General features: G+C 71.0%; 14 protein-coding genes. 5 read left to right on the top strand and 9 right to left on the bottom strand.

Translation table 11 applies throughout. The annotated features are described in order from the left end of the window. Window positions 1-652 precede the first annotated feature (652 nt). A complete protein-coding gene (locus ASG40_RS04390) occupies window positions 653-2035 on the top strand; it encodes a capsule biosynthesis protein (RefSeq protein WP_082523901.1) in 1383 nt (460 codons plus the stop codon). Window positions 2036-2093: 58 nt separating this feature from the next. On the opposite strand, the gene ASG40_RS04395 is transcribed toward ASG40_RS04390, so the two are convergent. Then, window positions 2094-4091, bottom strand: a complete 1998-nt coding sequence (locus ASG40_RS04395) for a capsular polysaccharide biosynthesis protein (protein WP_055881343.1) — start codon at window positions 4089-4091, stop codon at window positions 2094-2096. Between the two features lie 249 nt (window positions 4092-4340). On the opposite strand from ASG40_RS04395, the gene ASG40_RS04400 reads away from it, so the two are divergent. Beyond that, on the top strand, window positions 4341-5135 hold the full coding sequence (locus tag ASG40_RS04400) for an SDR family NAD(P)-dependent oxidoreductase (protein ID WP_055881345.1): 795 nt from the start codon (window positions 4341-4343) through the stop codon (window positions 5133-5135). Further along, a complete protein-coding gene (locus tag ASG40_RS04405; RefSeq protein ID WP_055881349.1) occupies window positions 5132-5989 on the top strand; it encodes a formyltransferase family protein in 858 nt (285 codons plus the stop codon). Before ASG40_RS04400 ends, ASG40_RS04405 begins: the two co-directional genes overlap by 4 nt. A 21-nt stretch (window positions 5990-6010) precedes the next feature. Here ASG40_RS04405 and ASG40_RS04410 read toward each other — a convergent pair whose 3' ends face one another. Further along, window positions 6011-6556, bottom strand: a complete 546-nt coding sequence (locus tag ASG40_RS04410) for an adenine phosphoribosyltransferase (RefSeq protein WP_055881352.1) — start codon at window positions 6554-6556, stop codon at window positions 6011-6013. Between the two features lie 162 nt (window positions 6557-6718). Between ASG40_RS04410 and ASG40_RS04415 the strand changes: the two genes are divergently transcribed. Then, complete coding sequence (locus ASG40_RS04415; protein WP_055881356.1) at window positions 6719-6943, top strand: hypothetical protein; 225 nt, start codon at window positions 6719-6721, stop codon at window positions 6941-6943. 150 nt (window positions 6944-7093) lie between these two features. Then, window positions 7094-7222 carry a type II toxin-antitoxin system RelE/ParE family toxin gene (locus ASG40_RS22030; protein WP_244480526.1) on the top strand — a complete coding sequence of 43 codons (129 nt, stop codon included), beginning with the start codon at window positions 7094-7096 and terminating at the stop codon, window positions 7220-7222. 44 nt (window positions 7223-7266) lie between these two features. On the opposite strand, the gene ASG40_RS04420 is transcribed toward ASG40_RS22030, so the two are convergent. From ASG40_RS04420 to gap, 7 genes are all read right to left on the bottom strand, one after another. After that, window positions 7267-8061 carry an inositol monophosphatase family protein gene (locus ASG40_RS04420; protein ID WP_055881358.1) on the bottom strand — a complete coding sequence of 265 codons (795 nt, stop codon included), beginning with the start codon at window positions 8059-8061 and terminating at the stop codon, window positions 7267-7269. A 217-nt stretch (window positions 8062-8278) separates the two neighbouring features. After that, a complete protein-coding gene (locus tag ASG40_RS04425) occupies window positions 8279-9310 on the bottom strand; it encodes a tetratricopeptide repeat protein (protein WP_244480527.1) in 1032 nt (343 codons plus the stop codon). After that, on the bottom strand, window positions 9307-9978 hold the full coding sequence (locus ASG40_RS04430) for a thiamine phosphate synthase (RefSeq protein ID WP_055881361.1): 672 nt from the start codon (window positions 9976-9978) through the stop codon (window positions 9307-9309). Before ASG40_RS04430 ends, ASG40_RS04425 begins: the two co-directional genes overlap by 4 nt. A 33-nt stretch (window positions 9979-10011) precedes the next feature. After that, window positions 10012-11076, bottom strand: coding sequence for a class II fructose-bisphosphate aldolase (fba, locus tag ASG40_RS04435; RefSeq protein WP_055881364.1), 1065 nt, complete (start codon window positions 11074-11076; stop codon window positions 10012-10014). Window positions 11077-11265: 189 nt separating this feature from the next. Beyond that, a complete protein-coding gene (locus tag ASG40_RS04440; RefSeq protein WP_055881367.1) occupies window positions 11266-12468 on the bottom strand; it encodes a phosphoglycerate kinase in 1203 nt (400 codons plus the stop codon). Window positions 12469-12511: 43 nt separating this feature from the next. Beyond that, window positions 12512-13012, bottom strand: coding sequence for a hypothetical protein (locus tag ASG40_RS04445; protein ID WP_055881370.1), 501 nt, complete (start codon window positions 13010-13012; stop codon window positions 12512-12514). Between the two features lie 121 nt (window positions 13013-13133). Then, window positions 13134-14141: a type I glyceraldehyde-3-phosphate dehydrogenase gene (gene gap / locus ASG40_RS04450; protein WP_055881373.1), complete on the bottom strand. Its 1008-nt coding sequence runs from the start codon at window positions 14139-14141 to the stop codon at window positions 13134-13136. Window positions 14142-14181: the final 40 nt, after the last annotated feature.

Below are 14181 nucleotides of genomic sequence, written 5' to 3' on the forward strand. Positions count from 1 at the left end.
TAGCGCGCGAACGTCCCCTGCGCCGTCGTCACGTCCGCCCCCTCCAGAACGGCGCTCGTCGTCGGACCCGCCGCAGGCAGGATCGACGAGCAGCCCGAGAGCAGGATCGTCGCCAGGGTCGCCGCCGCGGCGCTGGCTCTCAGCGAGACCGGAACGGAGGGAACGCGCAGCATATGTGTCCTTGCCGTCCCGGCGCGGGCCTGTCGCCCGGCCCGCAGGATCGATCGGTGATGGAGCGCAGCCAAACCCTGCGATCGGCTTAAGGGCCGCCGCATCGGGCCTGACGCCTCGCATCCGGGTGCTCGTCGAACTTTGCGGTCGCACTGTGGCACGGCCAAGTTTCGGGCACGGCCAAGTTTCGGGCACACCCGAGTTTCGGGCCACGCCAGGCTTTGCCGCCGTGGATGGGGCGGCGGCGTCCTTGATGCTGCCAAGATCTCGGTTCTAAACCGGGCCGTCGCGGCGCCGGGCAATGATTCCAGCGGCCGACGCCGCGAAGAGACTGCGATCCGGACCTCGTCCGCGGTCGAAGATCGTCGGGAAATCAGGTGAGTTTTCCCGGCTGTTGCATCGAAGACATAGCCGCGCCCGATCGCGCGGCTCATCTTCCGGACCGAATGGACGAGCCGTTCCGCTTCGCCGGAGTGGCGTCATGTGGGGTGAGCACGTGGGATCGAGCCTGACTTCGAGCATCGACCAGTCTCCCCGGGCTTCCGGCCCCCGCCCGTCGCCGGCCCGGCAGGTCTTCCTGTTCCTGCAGGGGCCGATCACGCCCTTCTTCGCCGAGATCGCCACCGCCCTCGAAGGGCGCGGCCACCGTTGCCTGCGGGTCAACCTGTGCTTCGGCGACCGCCTGTTCTGGCGCCGCCCCGGCGCGGTGAATTTCACCGGCAAGCGCGACGCCTGGCCCGCCTTCATCGCCGACCTGATCGACCGCGAGGGCGTCACCGACATCGTCCTGCTCGGCGAGCAGCGGTTCTACCACAAGGTGGCGATCACGGCCGCCAAGGCCCGCGGCGTGAAGATCACGGTGACCGATTTCGGCTACCTGCGCCCGGATTGGATCACCCTCGAGCGCAACGGCATGTCCGGCGAGAGCTGCTTCCCGCGCGATCCCGACGCCATCATGGAATTGGCCCGCCAGGCCCCCGAGCTCGACCTGAAGCCCCGCTTCAAGGACGACTTCAAGACCCAGGTCATGTGGGACATGGCCTATCATTTCTTCAGCAACTGGCTGTGGTTCCTGCACCCGGGCTATCGCTCGCACCAGGTCCACCATCCGGCGATGGTCTACATCGGCACCGGACTGCACATCCTGCGGGCGCGGCGCGACGGCCTCAAGGCGAACGCGCGCATCGCCGAGATCCAGGCCTCCGGCGTGCCCTATTACGTGCTGCCCCTGCAGATGGAGAACGACTTCCAGCTGCGGGCCTATTCCCCGTATTTCGACCTGAAGACCCCGATCCACGAGGTCATCAATTCCTTCGCCCAGAACGCCCCGGCCGATGCCCGGCTGATGGTCAAGGTCCACCCCCTCGATCCGGGCGTGCGCAACTGGCGCCGCATCGTCGCGCGCTCGGCCCAGAAATGGGGCGTCGCCGACCGGGTCGACTACCTCGACGGCGGCGACCTGCCCAAGCTCCTCGAGAAGTCGAAGGGCGTCGTCACCGTCAACAGCACGGTCGGCCTGTGGGCGATGCGGGCCCAGACTCCGGTCATGACCCTCGGGCAGGCGGTCTACGACATCGACGGCCTGACCTTCCAGGGCAAGCTCGACGACTTCTGGACCGGCGGGACCACGCCGCGCCAGGACCTGTGGAACGCCTTCCTCAAGGCGATCGTCGCCCACATCCAGATCCGCGGCGTCTACTACAAGCGCGAGGGGCTGGATGCCGCCGTGCAGGCGGCGGCCGCCAAGCTCGATCTCGCCGACGGTGCCTGGCTCGAAGCGCGGGCGCGGGCCGCCCGCGGCGCGCGCGACACCCGCTGGACCGGCGAGCAGGCCTTCGGCATCGAGCGACTGCAGAACGCCTGAAGATCTTCGATCGCGGTCGGCGCGGCCTGCGGGACGAGAAGCCCCGCAGCGGTGCGCTTCAGCCGTTCCGGTGCAGCAGGCGCCGGAAGGCCAGCGACCAGACGTGCTTGAGCGCCGCCTCCAGGGTCGGCGCGCGGCGCGCCAGTCCCGGGTCGCCGTCGGCCAGGCGCCGCACCACCACCTCCGGCGGGCAGGCGAGTCCCGTGCGCGGATCGAGATAGCGCGTGTAGCGGATCAGTGCCCCGGCCACGAGTTCGTCGAGGGTGAGCCTGCGCGTGCGGCGTGGGCACTCCGGGCTCCGGGTCAGGCCCCAGCCCGCGTAGAACGGCAGGCCGTGGGTGGTCACCGGCTTGCCGCGCAACAGCGCCTCGAACCCGATCAGCGAGGTGATGACCTCGACCGAATCGGCCGCCTCGATGGCATCGGGGGCCGAGACGTCGCGCAGGACCACGTCGGCGAGGCGCTCCAACTCCGCCGGCGCGATGCGTCCGGGCCGCAGGCCCGCCTCCACGTCGGGATGCGGCTTGAAGGCGATGACCGCGCCGGGGTTGCGCTCGCGGGCGATGCGCAGGAGTGCAGCATTGGTGCGGATCCCGGTCGCCCCGAGCCGGATCGAGGCGTCGTCCTCCACCTGGCCCGCCACGAGGACCACGGGCCGGCCCTTCGGCAGCGCCGGCATCGCCCCGCTGCCGACGTTGTACTTGCTGATGCGCGCCTCGACGATGGCGGCCCGCAGGCGGACCGCCCGCTCGAGCACGGCCGCGTCGAAGTCCTCCGCCTCGAGGAGCCGTTCGAGGTCGCTCGGCGCCGTGGCATCGTAGTAGATCCCGGTGCCGTCGAGGACGTAGGAGGCCCCCGGCCTCAGGGCGACCCCGAGGCCGATGGAGCGCAGGAAGCCGTCCTCCATCCGCACCAGCGGCACGCCGGCCGCGCCGCAGGCCGCCTGCGTCTCGGCGGGGGCCCGGCTCGACCAGGCGACGACGCGGCCGTAGCCGGAGAGGTCGCCCGCCGCCACCGCCGCTCCCTTGCGGGCGATGACCGGGGCGTTGCCCACCGAGGACAGGGTCTTGCGCAGCCACGGATGCTTCCAGGCCGGAAACCCGAGGCAGAGGGTACGCACGGCGTTCTCGCGGTCCCGCACCACCGAGAGGCCGAGGATGGCGACCGCTTCCTCGAAGCTGCAGGGCTCGCCGCCGTAGGGCTCGAAGTAGCGCGACGACACCAGGTAGCTCGCCGCGAACACCTCCTCGGCCGTGCGTTCACGGGTGCGCCGGGCGAGGTCGAGGCGGTCGTCGGTGAAACCCCAGCCGGCATAGAAGGGCATCCCGAAGCAGGCCACCGCCCGCCCCGCCGTGGCCGCCTCGAAGCCGACGTGGCTGGTGACGACGTAGACGACCGCCCCCGCCTCCACCACCGACCAGGCCGCCACGGGATCGCGCATCAGCCGCGCTCCCTTCTCCGAGGCGATCCCGTCGAGGTGCCCCGGGCCCGACTGGTAGGGAGCGGCGGGGTCCATCACCACCACCACCTGCGCGCCCGGGTTCTCGGCGATGGCGGCGTCGAGCATGGCGGTGAAGCGCCCCTCCCCGGCCAGACCGAACCCGATCGAGGGATCGCCGCGGGGCTGATCGACCACCACGACGACGGGCTTGCCGGAGGCGTCGCCCTTGCGGGCGAGGGCGGCGCCGAGGTCGAGCCGGCGCGGGTCGTTGTCGACGGAGATCGCCAGCCGGCGCAGTTCGGCCAGGCCGGCCCCGGCGCGCGCGAGCAGGGCCGGGTCCTCCCAGCCGCCCATTTCGAGCATGACCTCGAGTTCGCTCGGCGCGGTGGCGTCGTAATAGACCCCGAGGCCGTCGACGATGTAGCTGAGCGAGCGGTCCCTGGGTCTTGCGGGCAGGCGCAGGAACCCCTCCTGCCAGCGGTCGGTGAGACGCACGCGGCGGGAGACCGGCTCGCTGGCGAGGCGCGGCACGCCGCGCTGCCCGCGCTGGCCGGGCGGCGCCGCCTCGGCCGAGAGCGTCCGCGGCCACAGGCGCTTGACCTTGCCCTGATCCATTCGGGTTCCCGTCTCCAGGGTCGATCGCGACGGCCGGTCCGGCGATACCGGAGGTCGCCCCTCGCTCCCCGCGCGCGGGCCGCCCGTTCGCCGACGGGCCGGGAGCGGGCCCGGTCCGTGCCGGGATCGACGACATGAGTGGCCCTTGCCGTACCGACACACCGCGCCGGACGTCAAGGCGGAGCCGGTTTGCCGCTGCCCGCGGGACTGGGCTATGCCTCGCAAGCCCCAATCCCCAACGGTCGGTCCATGCCCGTCATCCTGATCACCGGCGCGTCGAGCGGCATCGGCGCGGCCCTCGCCCTCCACTATGCGGCGGCCGGCACCACCCTCGTCCTCAACGCCAGGGGCCTCGCCAGGCTGGAGGGCGTCGCCGAGGCCTGCCGGGCCAAGGGCGCCACGGTGCTCACCGAATCCCTCGACGTGCGCGACCGGGCGGCGGTCGGCGCCTGGCTGGCGCGGATCGACGCCGCGCACGGGCTCGACCTCGTCATCGCCAACGCGGGCATCAACGGCGGCGACCCGTCCGGCGGCGTCGAGACCGAGGCCGCCGCCTTCGAGACCGTGGACGTGAACCTCAACGGCGCCCTCAACGTCGCCCTGCCCGGCGTCACCCTGATGCTGGCGCGCGGGCGCGGCCAGATCGCGTTGATCTCCTCCCTCGCGGCCTTCGCGCCGCTGCCGGACGCGCCCGCCTACAGCGGGACCAAGGCGGCCCTCCTCGCCCATGGCCTCGCCCTGCGGGCCAAGCTGAAACCCCAAGGCGTGCGCATCAACGTGGTGACGCCGGGCTACGTGAAGACCGCCATGGGTGGCGACTACGAGGGCTGGCGCCCGATGGAGATGAGCGCAGAGGAGGCCGCCCGGCGGATCGCCAGGGGCCTGGCGCGGGACGACGAGATCGTCGCCTTCCCGCAGCCGCTGGCGGCGCTCGCCCGGCTGTCCGCCCTGCTGCCGGAGCGCCTGCGCCGCCTCGGCATGCGCGATTTTGCGTTCAAGGTCGGCAAGGCGAGCCGCACGCCGCAGGACGGGCCGAGCCGATGAGCCGCCCGCGCATCGCGCTGTTCGTGCTGGAGGCCCTGCCCAACGCCCGGGCCGTGCGCCGCTTCGTCGCCGAGCATGCCGCCGACATCGCCTTCGTCGGGCTCTCCAACGCGGAGCGCCCGAGTACGGGCGGCCTCGTCGGCCAGGTCCGGCGCCATCTCGCCCGCTCGGGGCCGGGATTCCTGCCCTACCTCGCCGTGAACTTCGGCCTGCCCGACCTGCTGGCGCCGGCCGCCGGCCTGATCCAGCGCCTCGCCGGCACCACCGGCCGGGCGGGGGCGACCCCGCTCAGGGCCCTGTGCCGGGACCTCGACATCCCGACCCTGCGGGTGGACGACGTCAACGGCACCGAGGTCGCCGCGACGATCGGCCGGCACCAGCCGGACCTGATCGTCGCCTTCCACTTCGACCAGATCTTCTCGGGGCCGACCCTGGCGCGGGTGCGGCTGGGCGGGCTCAACGTCCACCCCGGCCTGCTGCCGCGCCATCGCGGGCCGGTGCCGACCATCCACGCCCTCGCCGAAGAGCCGCCGGCCTTCGGCGTCACCGTCCACCACCTCGCGGTGACCATCGACGCCGGCGCGATCCTCGCCCAGGAGGCGGTGGCCCTGCCGCCGGGCACCACGGCCACCCGCGCCTCCGTCCTCCTGCACGAGCACGGACGCATCCTGCTCGACCGGGTCCTGGCGCGGATCGACCTGTCGGGCGCCATCCCGGAGGGAGAGACGGCGGCGGTGCTGCCCTATTGCCCGTTTCCCGACCGCAGTCTTTTGGCCGACCTGAAGCGCCGTGGCCGCAAGCTGACCGACCGGGCCGACCTGGCCGACGCGCTGGCGCTCCATACCCGCGGCTGAGGGGCGGGGGGAGCCCGTCGCTCAGTGCCCGTCGAACTCCATCAGGGTCCGCACCGGAACGTCGAGGTCGCGCAGCTTCTGGGCGCCGCCGATCTCCGGCAGGTCGATGACGAAACAGGCCGCCACCACCTCGGCCCCGATCTGGCGCAACAGGTTCACCGCCGCGCAGGCGGTGCCGCCGGTGGCGATGAGGTCGTCGACCAGGAGCACCTTGTCGCCCGGCTTGATGGCGTCGACGTGGATCTCCATCTCGTCGGTGCCGTATTCCAGCGCGTAGGCGATCGAGACGGTGGCGTGGGGCAGCTTGCCCTTCTTGCGGATCGGCACGAAGCCCGACGAGAGCTGGTGGGCCACGGCCCCGCCGAGGATGAAGCCGCGTGCTTCGATCCCCGCCACCTGGTCGATCCGGCCGCCGGCATAGGGATGCACCAGCGAATCCACCGCGCGCCGGAACGCCCGCGGGTCGCTGAGCAGGGTGGTGATGTCACGGAAAATGATCCCCGGCTTCGGGTAATCGGGAATCGAGCGGATCGACTCCTTGAGGGCGTTGTGGCGGCGGGCTTCCATGCGGGCTGCGTCCTCGTGTCGAAGGCAGTGCGGCTTACAGCAGATGCGGCGCCGAGGGCCAGTGGTCGGTGGACCGGATCGTGACCGCCGCTTGAACCTGCCTCAGAAACGATCTGTGCCGATCGTCGAAGTCCCCTTATGGTTGCCGGAAAGAGGTGTGCGATGACCGAACTGCTCGAAAAGGCCGTCGAGGCCGTCCGCCGGATGCCGTCTGCCGACCAGGATGCGATCGCTCAAGCCATCCTCAGCATGGTTAAGATCGGTGACGGCGAGGCCGTCGATCCGGACCATTGGCAGGATGTCGAGGATGCCCTGTCGGAGGTGGAACGCGGCGAGTTTGCCACGCAGGAGGAGGTCGCGACAGCCTTCCGCAGCTTTTCACGATGAACCTTCGCGTCTCGCGGCGCGCTGCATGCAGGTTGCATGACATCGCGGATTATGTTCACGCCCGCAATCCTGCGGCTGCCGTGGGTGTCAGCCAAGCCATCCAAGATGCCTTCAGCATGCTTGCCGCCTAACCCCGAAGCCGGACGACCGATGCAGCGCGATGTGCGCCGGTATCCTGTGCCTCGTCTGCCGTATCTGATTTACTATACCGTCGATGAGCGTGCCGGGGCCGTGGTGATCCTGACGGTGCGGCACGCCGCTCGCAAACGGCTCGCCTGAAGGGCGACCTCGATCCTTGTCGCGTTGCTTGGCGCCGGTCCCGCTCAGGCGTGCGCCTTGCGCAGCAGCTTCACGAGCTCCCCGTGGAGCACCTCGTTGCCGCAGGCCACCGACTTGGCCAGGAGCGGTTCTGCGCCGCCGTCGGCGCTGGTGACGAAGCCACCGGCCTCGCGCACCAGGATGATGCCGGCCGCGATGTCCCAGGTCTGCAGGTCGCGCTCCCAGTACAGGTCGGAGCGGCCGCAGGCGACGTAGGCGAGGTCCAGCGCCGCCGAGCCGAAGCGGCGGGCGCCGCCGGTCACGGCCATCACCGCGGCGACCTCGCGCAGGAGCTTGGGGTGGTCGCCGCGCCCGAGGTAGGGCGAGCCGTAGGCCACCAGCGCATCGGGCATCTCGTTGCGGCCCGATACGCGCAGGCGGCGGTTGTTGAGGTAGGCGCCCTTGCCGCGCTCGGCCACGAACAGCTCGTCCTTGATCGGATCGTAGATCACGCCGGCCACGATCTGGCCCTCGCGCTCGAGACCCACCGAGATCGCGAAATGCGGGATGCCGTGCAGGAAGTTGGTGGTGCCGTCCAGGGGGTCGACGTGCCAGGTGTGGCTCTTGTCCTGGCCCTCGACGTTGCCGGATTCCTCCAGGATCAGCCCGTAGCCGGGCCGCGCCTTCGTGAGGGCGTCGCGAAGCACCTCCTCGGCCTTGCGGTCGGCGGCGGAGACGAAGTTGCCGGGCCCCTTGCGCGAGACCTGAAGGTTCTCGATCTCGCCGAAATCGCGCTTGAGGCCACGGGCGGCCTTGCGCACGGCATCGACCATCACGGTCATGAGGGGTGAGCTGATCATCGTCGCTTCGAGTCCGGGTCGTTGACGGGCAGGAGGGCTGACCGGCCCGGCACGGGCCACGGCCTGGCCCACCCTTCGTCGGGAGGCCGGTCCGCCCGATCCGGGTTGTCCTGGCTGGGGGTTCCCTAGCAGATCGCGTCGCGACAGGACACGCCCGAGCGTCCCCGTGGACGCGGGCCTGAGGCGCACGGCCCAGGGGGCTTTCGTGAGACGGGCGTCAGTTGCCGCCGGCGCGATCGGCCGCGAGCTTTTCGGCCCTGGAGCGCTCCTCGGCGCTCAGGCCGGTCAGGGTCTGGTCGAGCCAGGCGTCGGTGAGTCCCTGGGCCGAGGCCGCGAGGTTCCAGGCCGCCGCCTCCACGAGGTTCTTCTGCACGCCGCGCCCCACCGCGAACAGCCGCGACAGGCGGTTCTGCGCGATGGCATTTCCGCGGGAGGCGGCGTGCGTGAAGTAGCGTGCGGCGCGGACCTCGTCCTTGGGCAGGCCGGTGCCGTTGAACAGGAGGATGGCGAACTCGACCTCGCCGGCGAGATCGCCGTTGTCGGCCGCCCGCCGGAACCAGTCGGCGGCCTTGGACGCGTCCTTGGGGACGCCGCGGCCCTGGAGATAGAGCACGCCGATGTTGTGCTGGGCGGCGCCGATCTCGCCCTGTGCCGCCTTCTCGAACAGGCTGGCGGCCCGCGCCAGGTCGGCCGGGGCGCCGGTGCCCAGGAGCAGCAGGCCGAGGTTGTAGGAGGCGGTGACGTCGCCCTTGGCGGCGGCCTGTTCGAGCCAGGCGCGTCCGGCCTTGGGGTCCTTGGGGCCGCCGCGGCCGTCGATCGCCATGAGGCCGAGGGCCGCCATGGCGTGCGCGTCGCCCTGGGCGGCGGCCAGCCGGTACCATTCGGCCGCCTTGACCGGGTCCTGCCGCACCCCGAGGCCCTGGTTGTAGAGTTCGCCCACCAGCGTCATGCCGGCGGCGTCCTTGGGGTCCGCCTCAATGCGCTTCGTCGCCTCGCGGAAGGCGGTGGCGTATTGCCCGCGCTGGTAGGCGCCGAAGGCCACGTCCGGCGTCTTGCTCGACGGGCCCGGCACCGCCCCGATCGCGCCCGGCGTATAGGGGGTCGGCAGGTCCTTGAGCGGGGCGACCTTGATCGTGCGCGGGGTGGCGGGCACCACGTCCTTGGGCACCCCGTCTCCGGGCGTCTCGGCCGACGCCGCGGACATCGCCCCGAGCAGCGCCAGCAGGGCCAGTGACGGACGCGTTCTCACGAGGCGGCGTCCCGCAGGGCCGCCTGCTCGGCCAGCACCGCCATGATCGCGCCGAGATCGGCGGAGGCGTCGAGCCACAGCCCGCCCTCGATGCCGACGAACTCGGTTCCGGTGGCGGCCAGCGCCGCGACCTGCCCGATCTCCTGCGCCACGGCGATGCAGGGCGTCTCGAAGATCTCGGTCCACCACTGCGTGCGCGCCAGCACGAGCTCCGCGTCGGGTGCGACGCCGTCGGGGTAGAGCCCGCCGAACATCACGTAGTCGACCCCCGCCTCCCCCGCCTCCATGGCGGCGTGCTTCGACTCGCCGCCCCCCGCGCCGAGGATGCGGCCGTCGGCGAGGCGCCCGCGCAGGTCGCGCAGGTCGCCCTCGCCGGGCTTGTCGAGATGGACGCCGTCGGCGCCGCCCCGCGCCGCCACGCTCACGAGGTCGCCGTCATAGCCCGCACAGGCGACGAGGACGGCCGCTCCGGCCTCCTGCACGCCCGGTGCCAGCCGCTTGACGAGGTTGACGAGGCTGCGCTCGTCGGCCGGCGCCAGCCGCAGCACCACCGCCGCCACGTCGGCGGCCGCGGTGGCCCTGCGGATCGCCGCGACGAGGCCATCGACATGGGAGGCCTCGACCCGGTGCGGGGTGAGCAGGGCGAGGCGGGTGCGCGGCGCGGTCATGGGGTCCTGGCGTTGACGTCGTGTCCGGTCCGTCTACCCGATCCGGGGGTCGAGCGAACCGTCGGCATAGCGTTTGGCCATGGCCGAGACCGAGACCGGACGGATCTTCGAACCCTGGCCGGCGGTGCCGAACTCCTCGAACCGCTGCTTGCACAGCTTCTGCATCGCGTCCATGGCCGGCTTCAGGTACTTGCGCGGGTCGAACTCGGCCTTGTTCTCGGCCAGCACCTTACGGATCTGGCCGGTCATCGCCATGCGGTTGTCGGTGTCGATGTTGATCTTGCGCACGCCGTGCTTGATGCCGCGCTGGATCTCCTCCACCGGCACGCCCCAGGTCGGCTTCATCTCGCCGCCGTACTGGTTGATGATGTCCTGCAGGTCCTGCGGCACCGAGGACGAGCCGTGCATGACGAGGTGGGTCGTCGGCAGGCGGCGGTGGATTTCCTCGATGACGTTCATGGCGAGCACGTCGCCATCAGGCTGGCGGGTGAACTTGTAGGCGCCGTGGCTGGTCCCCATCGCCACCGCCAGGGCATCCACCTTGGTGGCCTGCACGAACTTCACCGCCTCGTCCGGGTCGGTGAGGAGCTGGTCGTGGCTGAGCACGCCTTCCGCGCCGTGGCCGTCCTCGGCCTCGCCCTCGCCGCTCTCCAGCGAGCCGAGCACGCCGAGTTCGCCCTCCACCGAGACGCCGGCCCAATGCGCCATCTCGGTGACCTTGCGGGTGATCTCGACGTTGTAGGCGTAGTCCGCCGGGGTCTTGCCGTCGGCTTTCAGCGAGCCGTCCATCATCACGGAGGTGAAGCCGTACTGGATCGCGGTGGCGCAGGTGGCTTCGTTGTTGCCGTGGTCGAGGTGCATGCAGACCGGGATGTGGGGGTAGATCTCCACGAGACCGTCGATCAGCTTGGCCAGCACCACGTCGTTGGCATAGGCGCGCGCGCCCTTGCTCGCCTGGAGGATCACCGGCGAATCGGTGGCGTCGGCCGCCGCCATGATGGCGAGCCCCTGCTCCATGTTGTTCATGTTGAAGGCGGGCACGCCGTAGCCGAACTCGGCGGCGTGATCGAGGAGTTGCCTGAGGGTGATGCGTGCCATGATCCGGTTTCCCAATCATCTGCGGTCGGCACAGCAAGGCCGATCCTGATCCATCACCTCGTCCCGAGGTGCCGTAGCGAAGCGGAGGCCTCGAAGGAGCCCTCCCGTTCTCGATGTGATCCCCGGAACCCTCCCTCGAGGCCCGCTTGCCGCGTGCCCCTCAGGATGAGGTCGAGGGAGGGACGACGCTTATTCCTTCACCCGCAGCGCCTCGACGCCCGGGAGCACCTTGCCCTCCAGCCATTCGAGAAAGGCGCCGCCGGCGGTGGAGACGTAGGAGAAATCCTGCGCCACGCCGGCATGGTTGAGGGCGGCCACCGTGTCGCCGCCGCCGGCCACGGAGACGAGCTTGCCGGCGCGGGTGCGCTCGGCCGCATGCCGGGCCGCGGCCACCGTCGCGGCGTCGAAGGGCGTCAGCTCGAACGCGCCCAGCGGTCCGTTCCAGACCAGGGTCGCCGCCTCGTCGATGGCGCCCTCGATCTCGGCGACGGAGGCCGGGCCGGCATCGAGGATCATGCCGGTCTCGGAGACCGCGGCGACCGGGACGGTCTCGTGGGGGGCGTTTGCCTTGAACTCGGTCGCCACCACTGCGTCCACCGGCAGGATGATCCGGCACCCGGCCGCCTTTGCCGCGGCGAGGATGCGCAGCGCGGTCTCGGCGTGATCCTTCTCGCACAGGGACTTGCCGACGCTCGACCCCTTCGCGTGCAGGAAGGTGTTGGCCATGCCGCCGCCGATCACCAGGCTGTCGACCTTGGTGACCAGGTTTTCCAGGAGGTCGATCTTGGAGGAGACCTTGGCGCCGCCCACCAGCGCGATGACCGGGCGGGTCGGTGCCTCGAGTCCCTTGGTGAGGGCGTCGAGCTCGGCCTGCATCAGGCGGCCGGCGAAGGCCGGCAGGAGGTGGGCGAGGCCTTCCGTCGAGGCGTGGGCCCGGTGGGCGGCCGAGAAGGCCTCGTTGACGTAGACGTCGCCGTTGGCGGCCAGCGCGGCCGTAAAGGCGGGGTCGTTCGTTTCCTCGCCGGCATGGAAACGGGTGTTTTCCAGGAGCAGCACCTCGCCGTCGCCCAGGGCGGCGACGGCGGCGGCGGCGGCCTCGCCGATGCAATCGTCGGCGAAGGCGACCGGGCGTCCGAGCATCTCCGACAGGGTCGCGACCACGGGCCGGAGCGAGTCGCGCGGCTCAGGCTTGCCCTTCGGGCGCCCGAAGTGGGCGAGCAGCACCACGCGTCCGCCCTGGTCGGCGATCTCTTTGATGGTCGGTACGATCCGCTCGATCCGGGTCGCGTCGGTGACGCGTCCGGCCTCCATCGGCACGTTGAGATCGACGCGCAGCAACACCCGCTTGCCCGAGAGCGAGCCGGCGTCGTCGAGGGTACGGAACGCGGTCATGCTGGCCTTTTCACGCTGGAATCCTGTCGGCGGCTGGCCCGGCTCAGACCGGGATGAGCGCCTGGAGGTTGAGCCGCTGGACGGCGATGGTCAGGACGACGGTGAGCACCGCGGTGATGACGGCGGTGAGCACGAGGGCCCCGGCGCCCGGCAGGCGCTTGGTGCGGTCCGCGATCGCCCGCACCTCGCTGCGCAGGGCGGTGAGGTCGGACTGGCGCGCCGCCTCGTTCATGCGCTGGGCCGCGCCCTCGACCTTGTCCTCGACCTTGGACAGCAGCGCCTCGGAGCGGGCGTACTTGTCCTCGATCCGGGCGCATTTGTCCTCGATCCGGGCGAGCTGGTCGCCCGTGGCGGAGGCCGATGTCGTCCTGACCGCGGTCACCGGCTCCGGTGCGACGACGGCCGTGGCGGGCTTTGGCGAGGAGGAAATCGGGGACGAGGGGGTCGGCGATGAGCCGCCGGGAATGAAGTCGCTGCCGGCCGTGGTCGTCGTCGAGGCCTTCGTCGTCGGGGAGGCCGTGGTCGTCGGCGAAGTCTCGGTCATCTCGGGCACACCTGGTCGTGGGCGGGGAGGATGCGGGGCGCGTCGGTCGTCGATCCGACCGCTCCGGGCGGCCTGGCGTCAAAGACGCCGTCCGCCCGGAGCGGCTGGTCCGATCCCGAGCCTAGAGCAGCTTGCCCATGGCCACGGCGGTGTCCGCCATGCGGTTCGAGAAGCCCCACTCGTTGTCGTACCAGGCGAGGATGCGCACGAAGGTGCCGTCCATCACCTTGGTCTGGTCCATGTGGAACGTCGAGGAATGGGGGTCGTGGTTGAAGTCGATCGAGACGTTGGGCGCGTCGGTATAGGCGAGCACGCCCTTCAGCGGGCCGTCGGCCGCCGCGCGGATCGCGGCGTTGATCTCCTCGACGGAGGTCGCGCGCTTGGCCGTGAAGACGAGGTCCACCGCCGAAACGTTGGGGGTCGGCACGCGGATCGAGGTGCCGTCGAGCTTGCCCTTCAGTTCCGGCAGGACGAGCCCAACGGCCTTGGCCGCGCCGGTGGAGGTCGGGATCATCGACAGGGCGGCGGCACGGGCCCGGTAGAGGTCCTTGTGCATCTGGTCGAGCGAGGGCTGGTCGTTGGTGTAGGAGTGGATCGTGGTCATGAAGCCGCGCTCGATCCCCACGAGGTCGTGGAGCACCTTGGCCACCGGCACCAGGCAGTTGGTGGTGCAGGAGGCGTTCGAGATCACCACGTGGTCGGCGGTGAGGGCGTCGTGGTTGATGCCGTAGACCACGGTGAGGTCGGCGCCGTCGGCGGGGGCGGACACGATCACGCGCTTGGCGCCGGCGTCGAGATGGGCCTTGGCCTTGTCGCGGCTCGTGAAGATGCCGGTGCATTCCAGCGCGATGTCCACCCCGAGCTCGCGGTGCGGCAGCTCGGCCGGGTTGCGCACGGCGGTGACCTTGATGCGCCGGCCGTCGACGACGATGAACTCGCCGTCGACCTCGACCTTCGCGTTAAAGCGGCCGTGGATCGAATCGAACCGCAGGAGATGGGCGTTCGTCTCGACGGGGCCGAGATCGTTGATCGCCACGACCTCGATGTCCGTGCGTCCGGCTTCGTGGATGGCGCGCAGCACGTTGCGGCCGATGCGTCCGAACCCGTTGATGGCAACCTTGACCGTCACGGCCTGATATCCTTCTTCTGTCGAGGGGCCGGGCGTCCGG

Origin of the sequence: Methylobacterium sp. Leaf399, from assembly GCF_001424525.1 — a bacterium.
GTDB lineage: Bacteria > Pseudomonadota > Alphaproteobacteria > Rhizobiales > Beijerinckiaceae > Methylobacterium.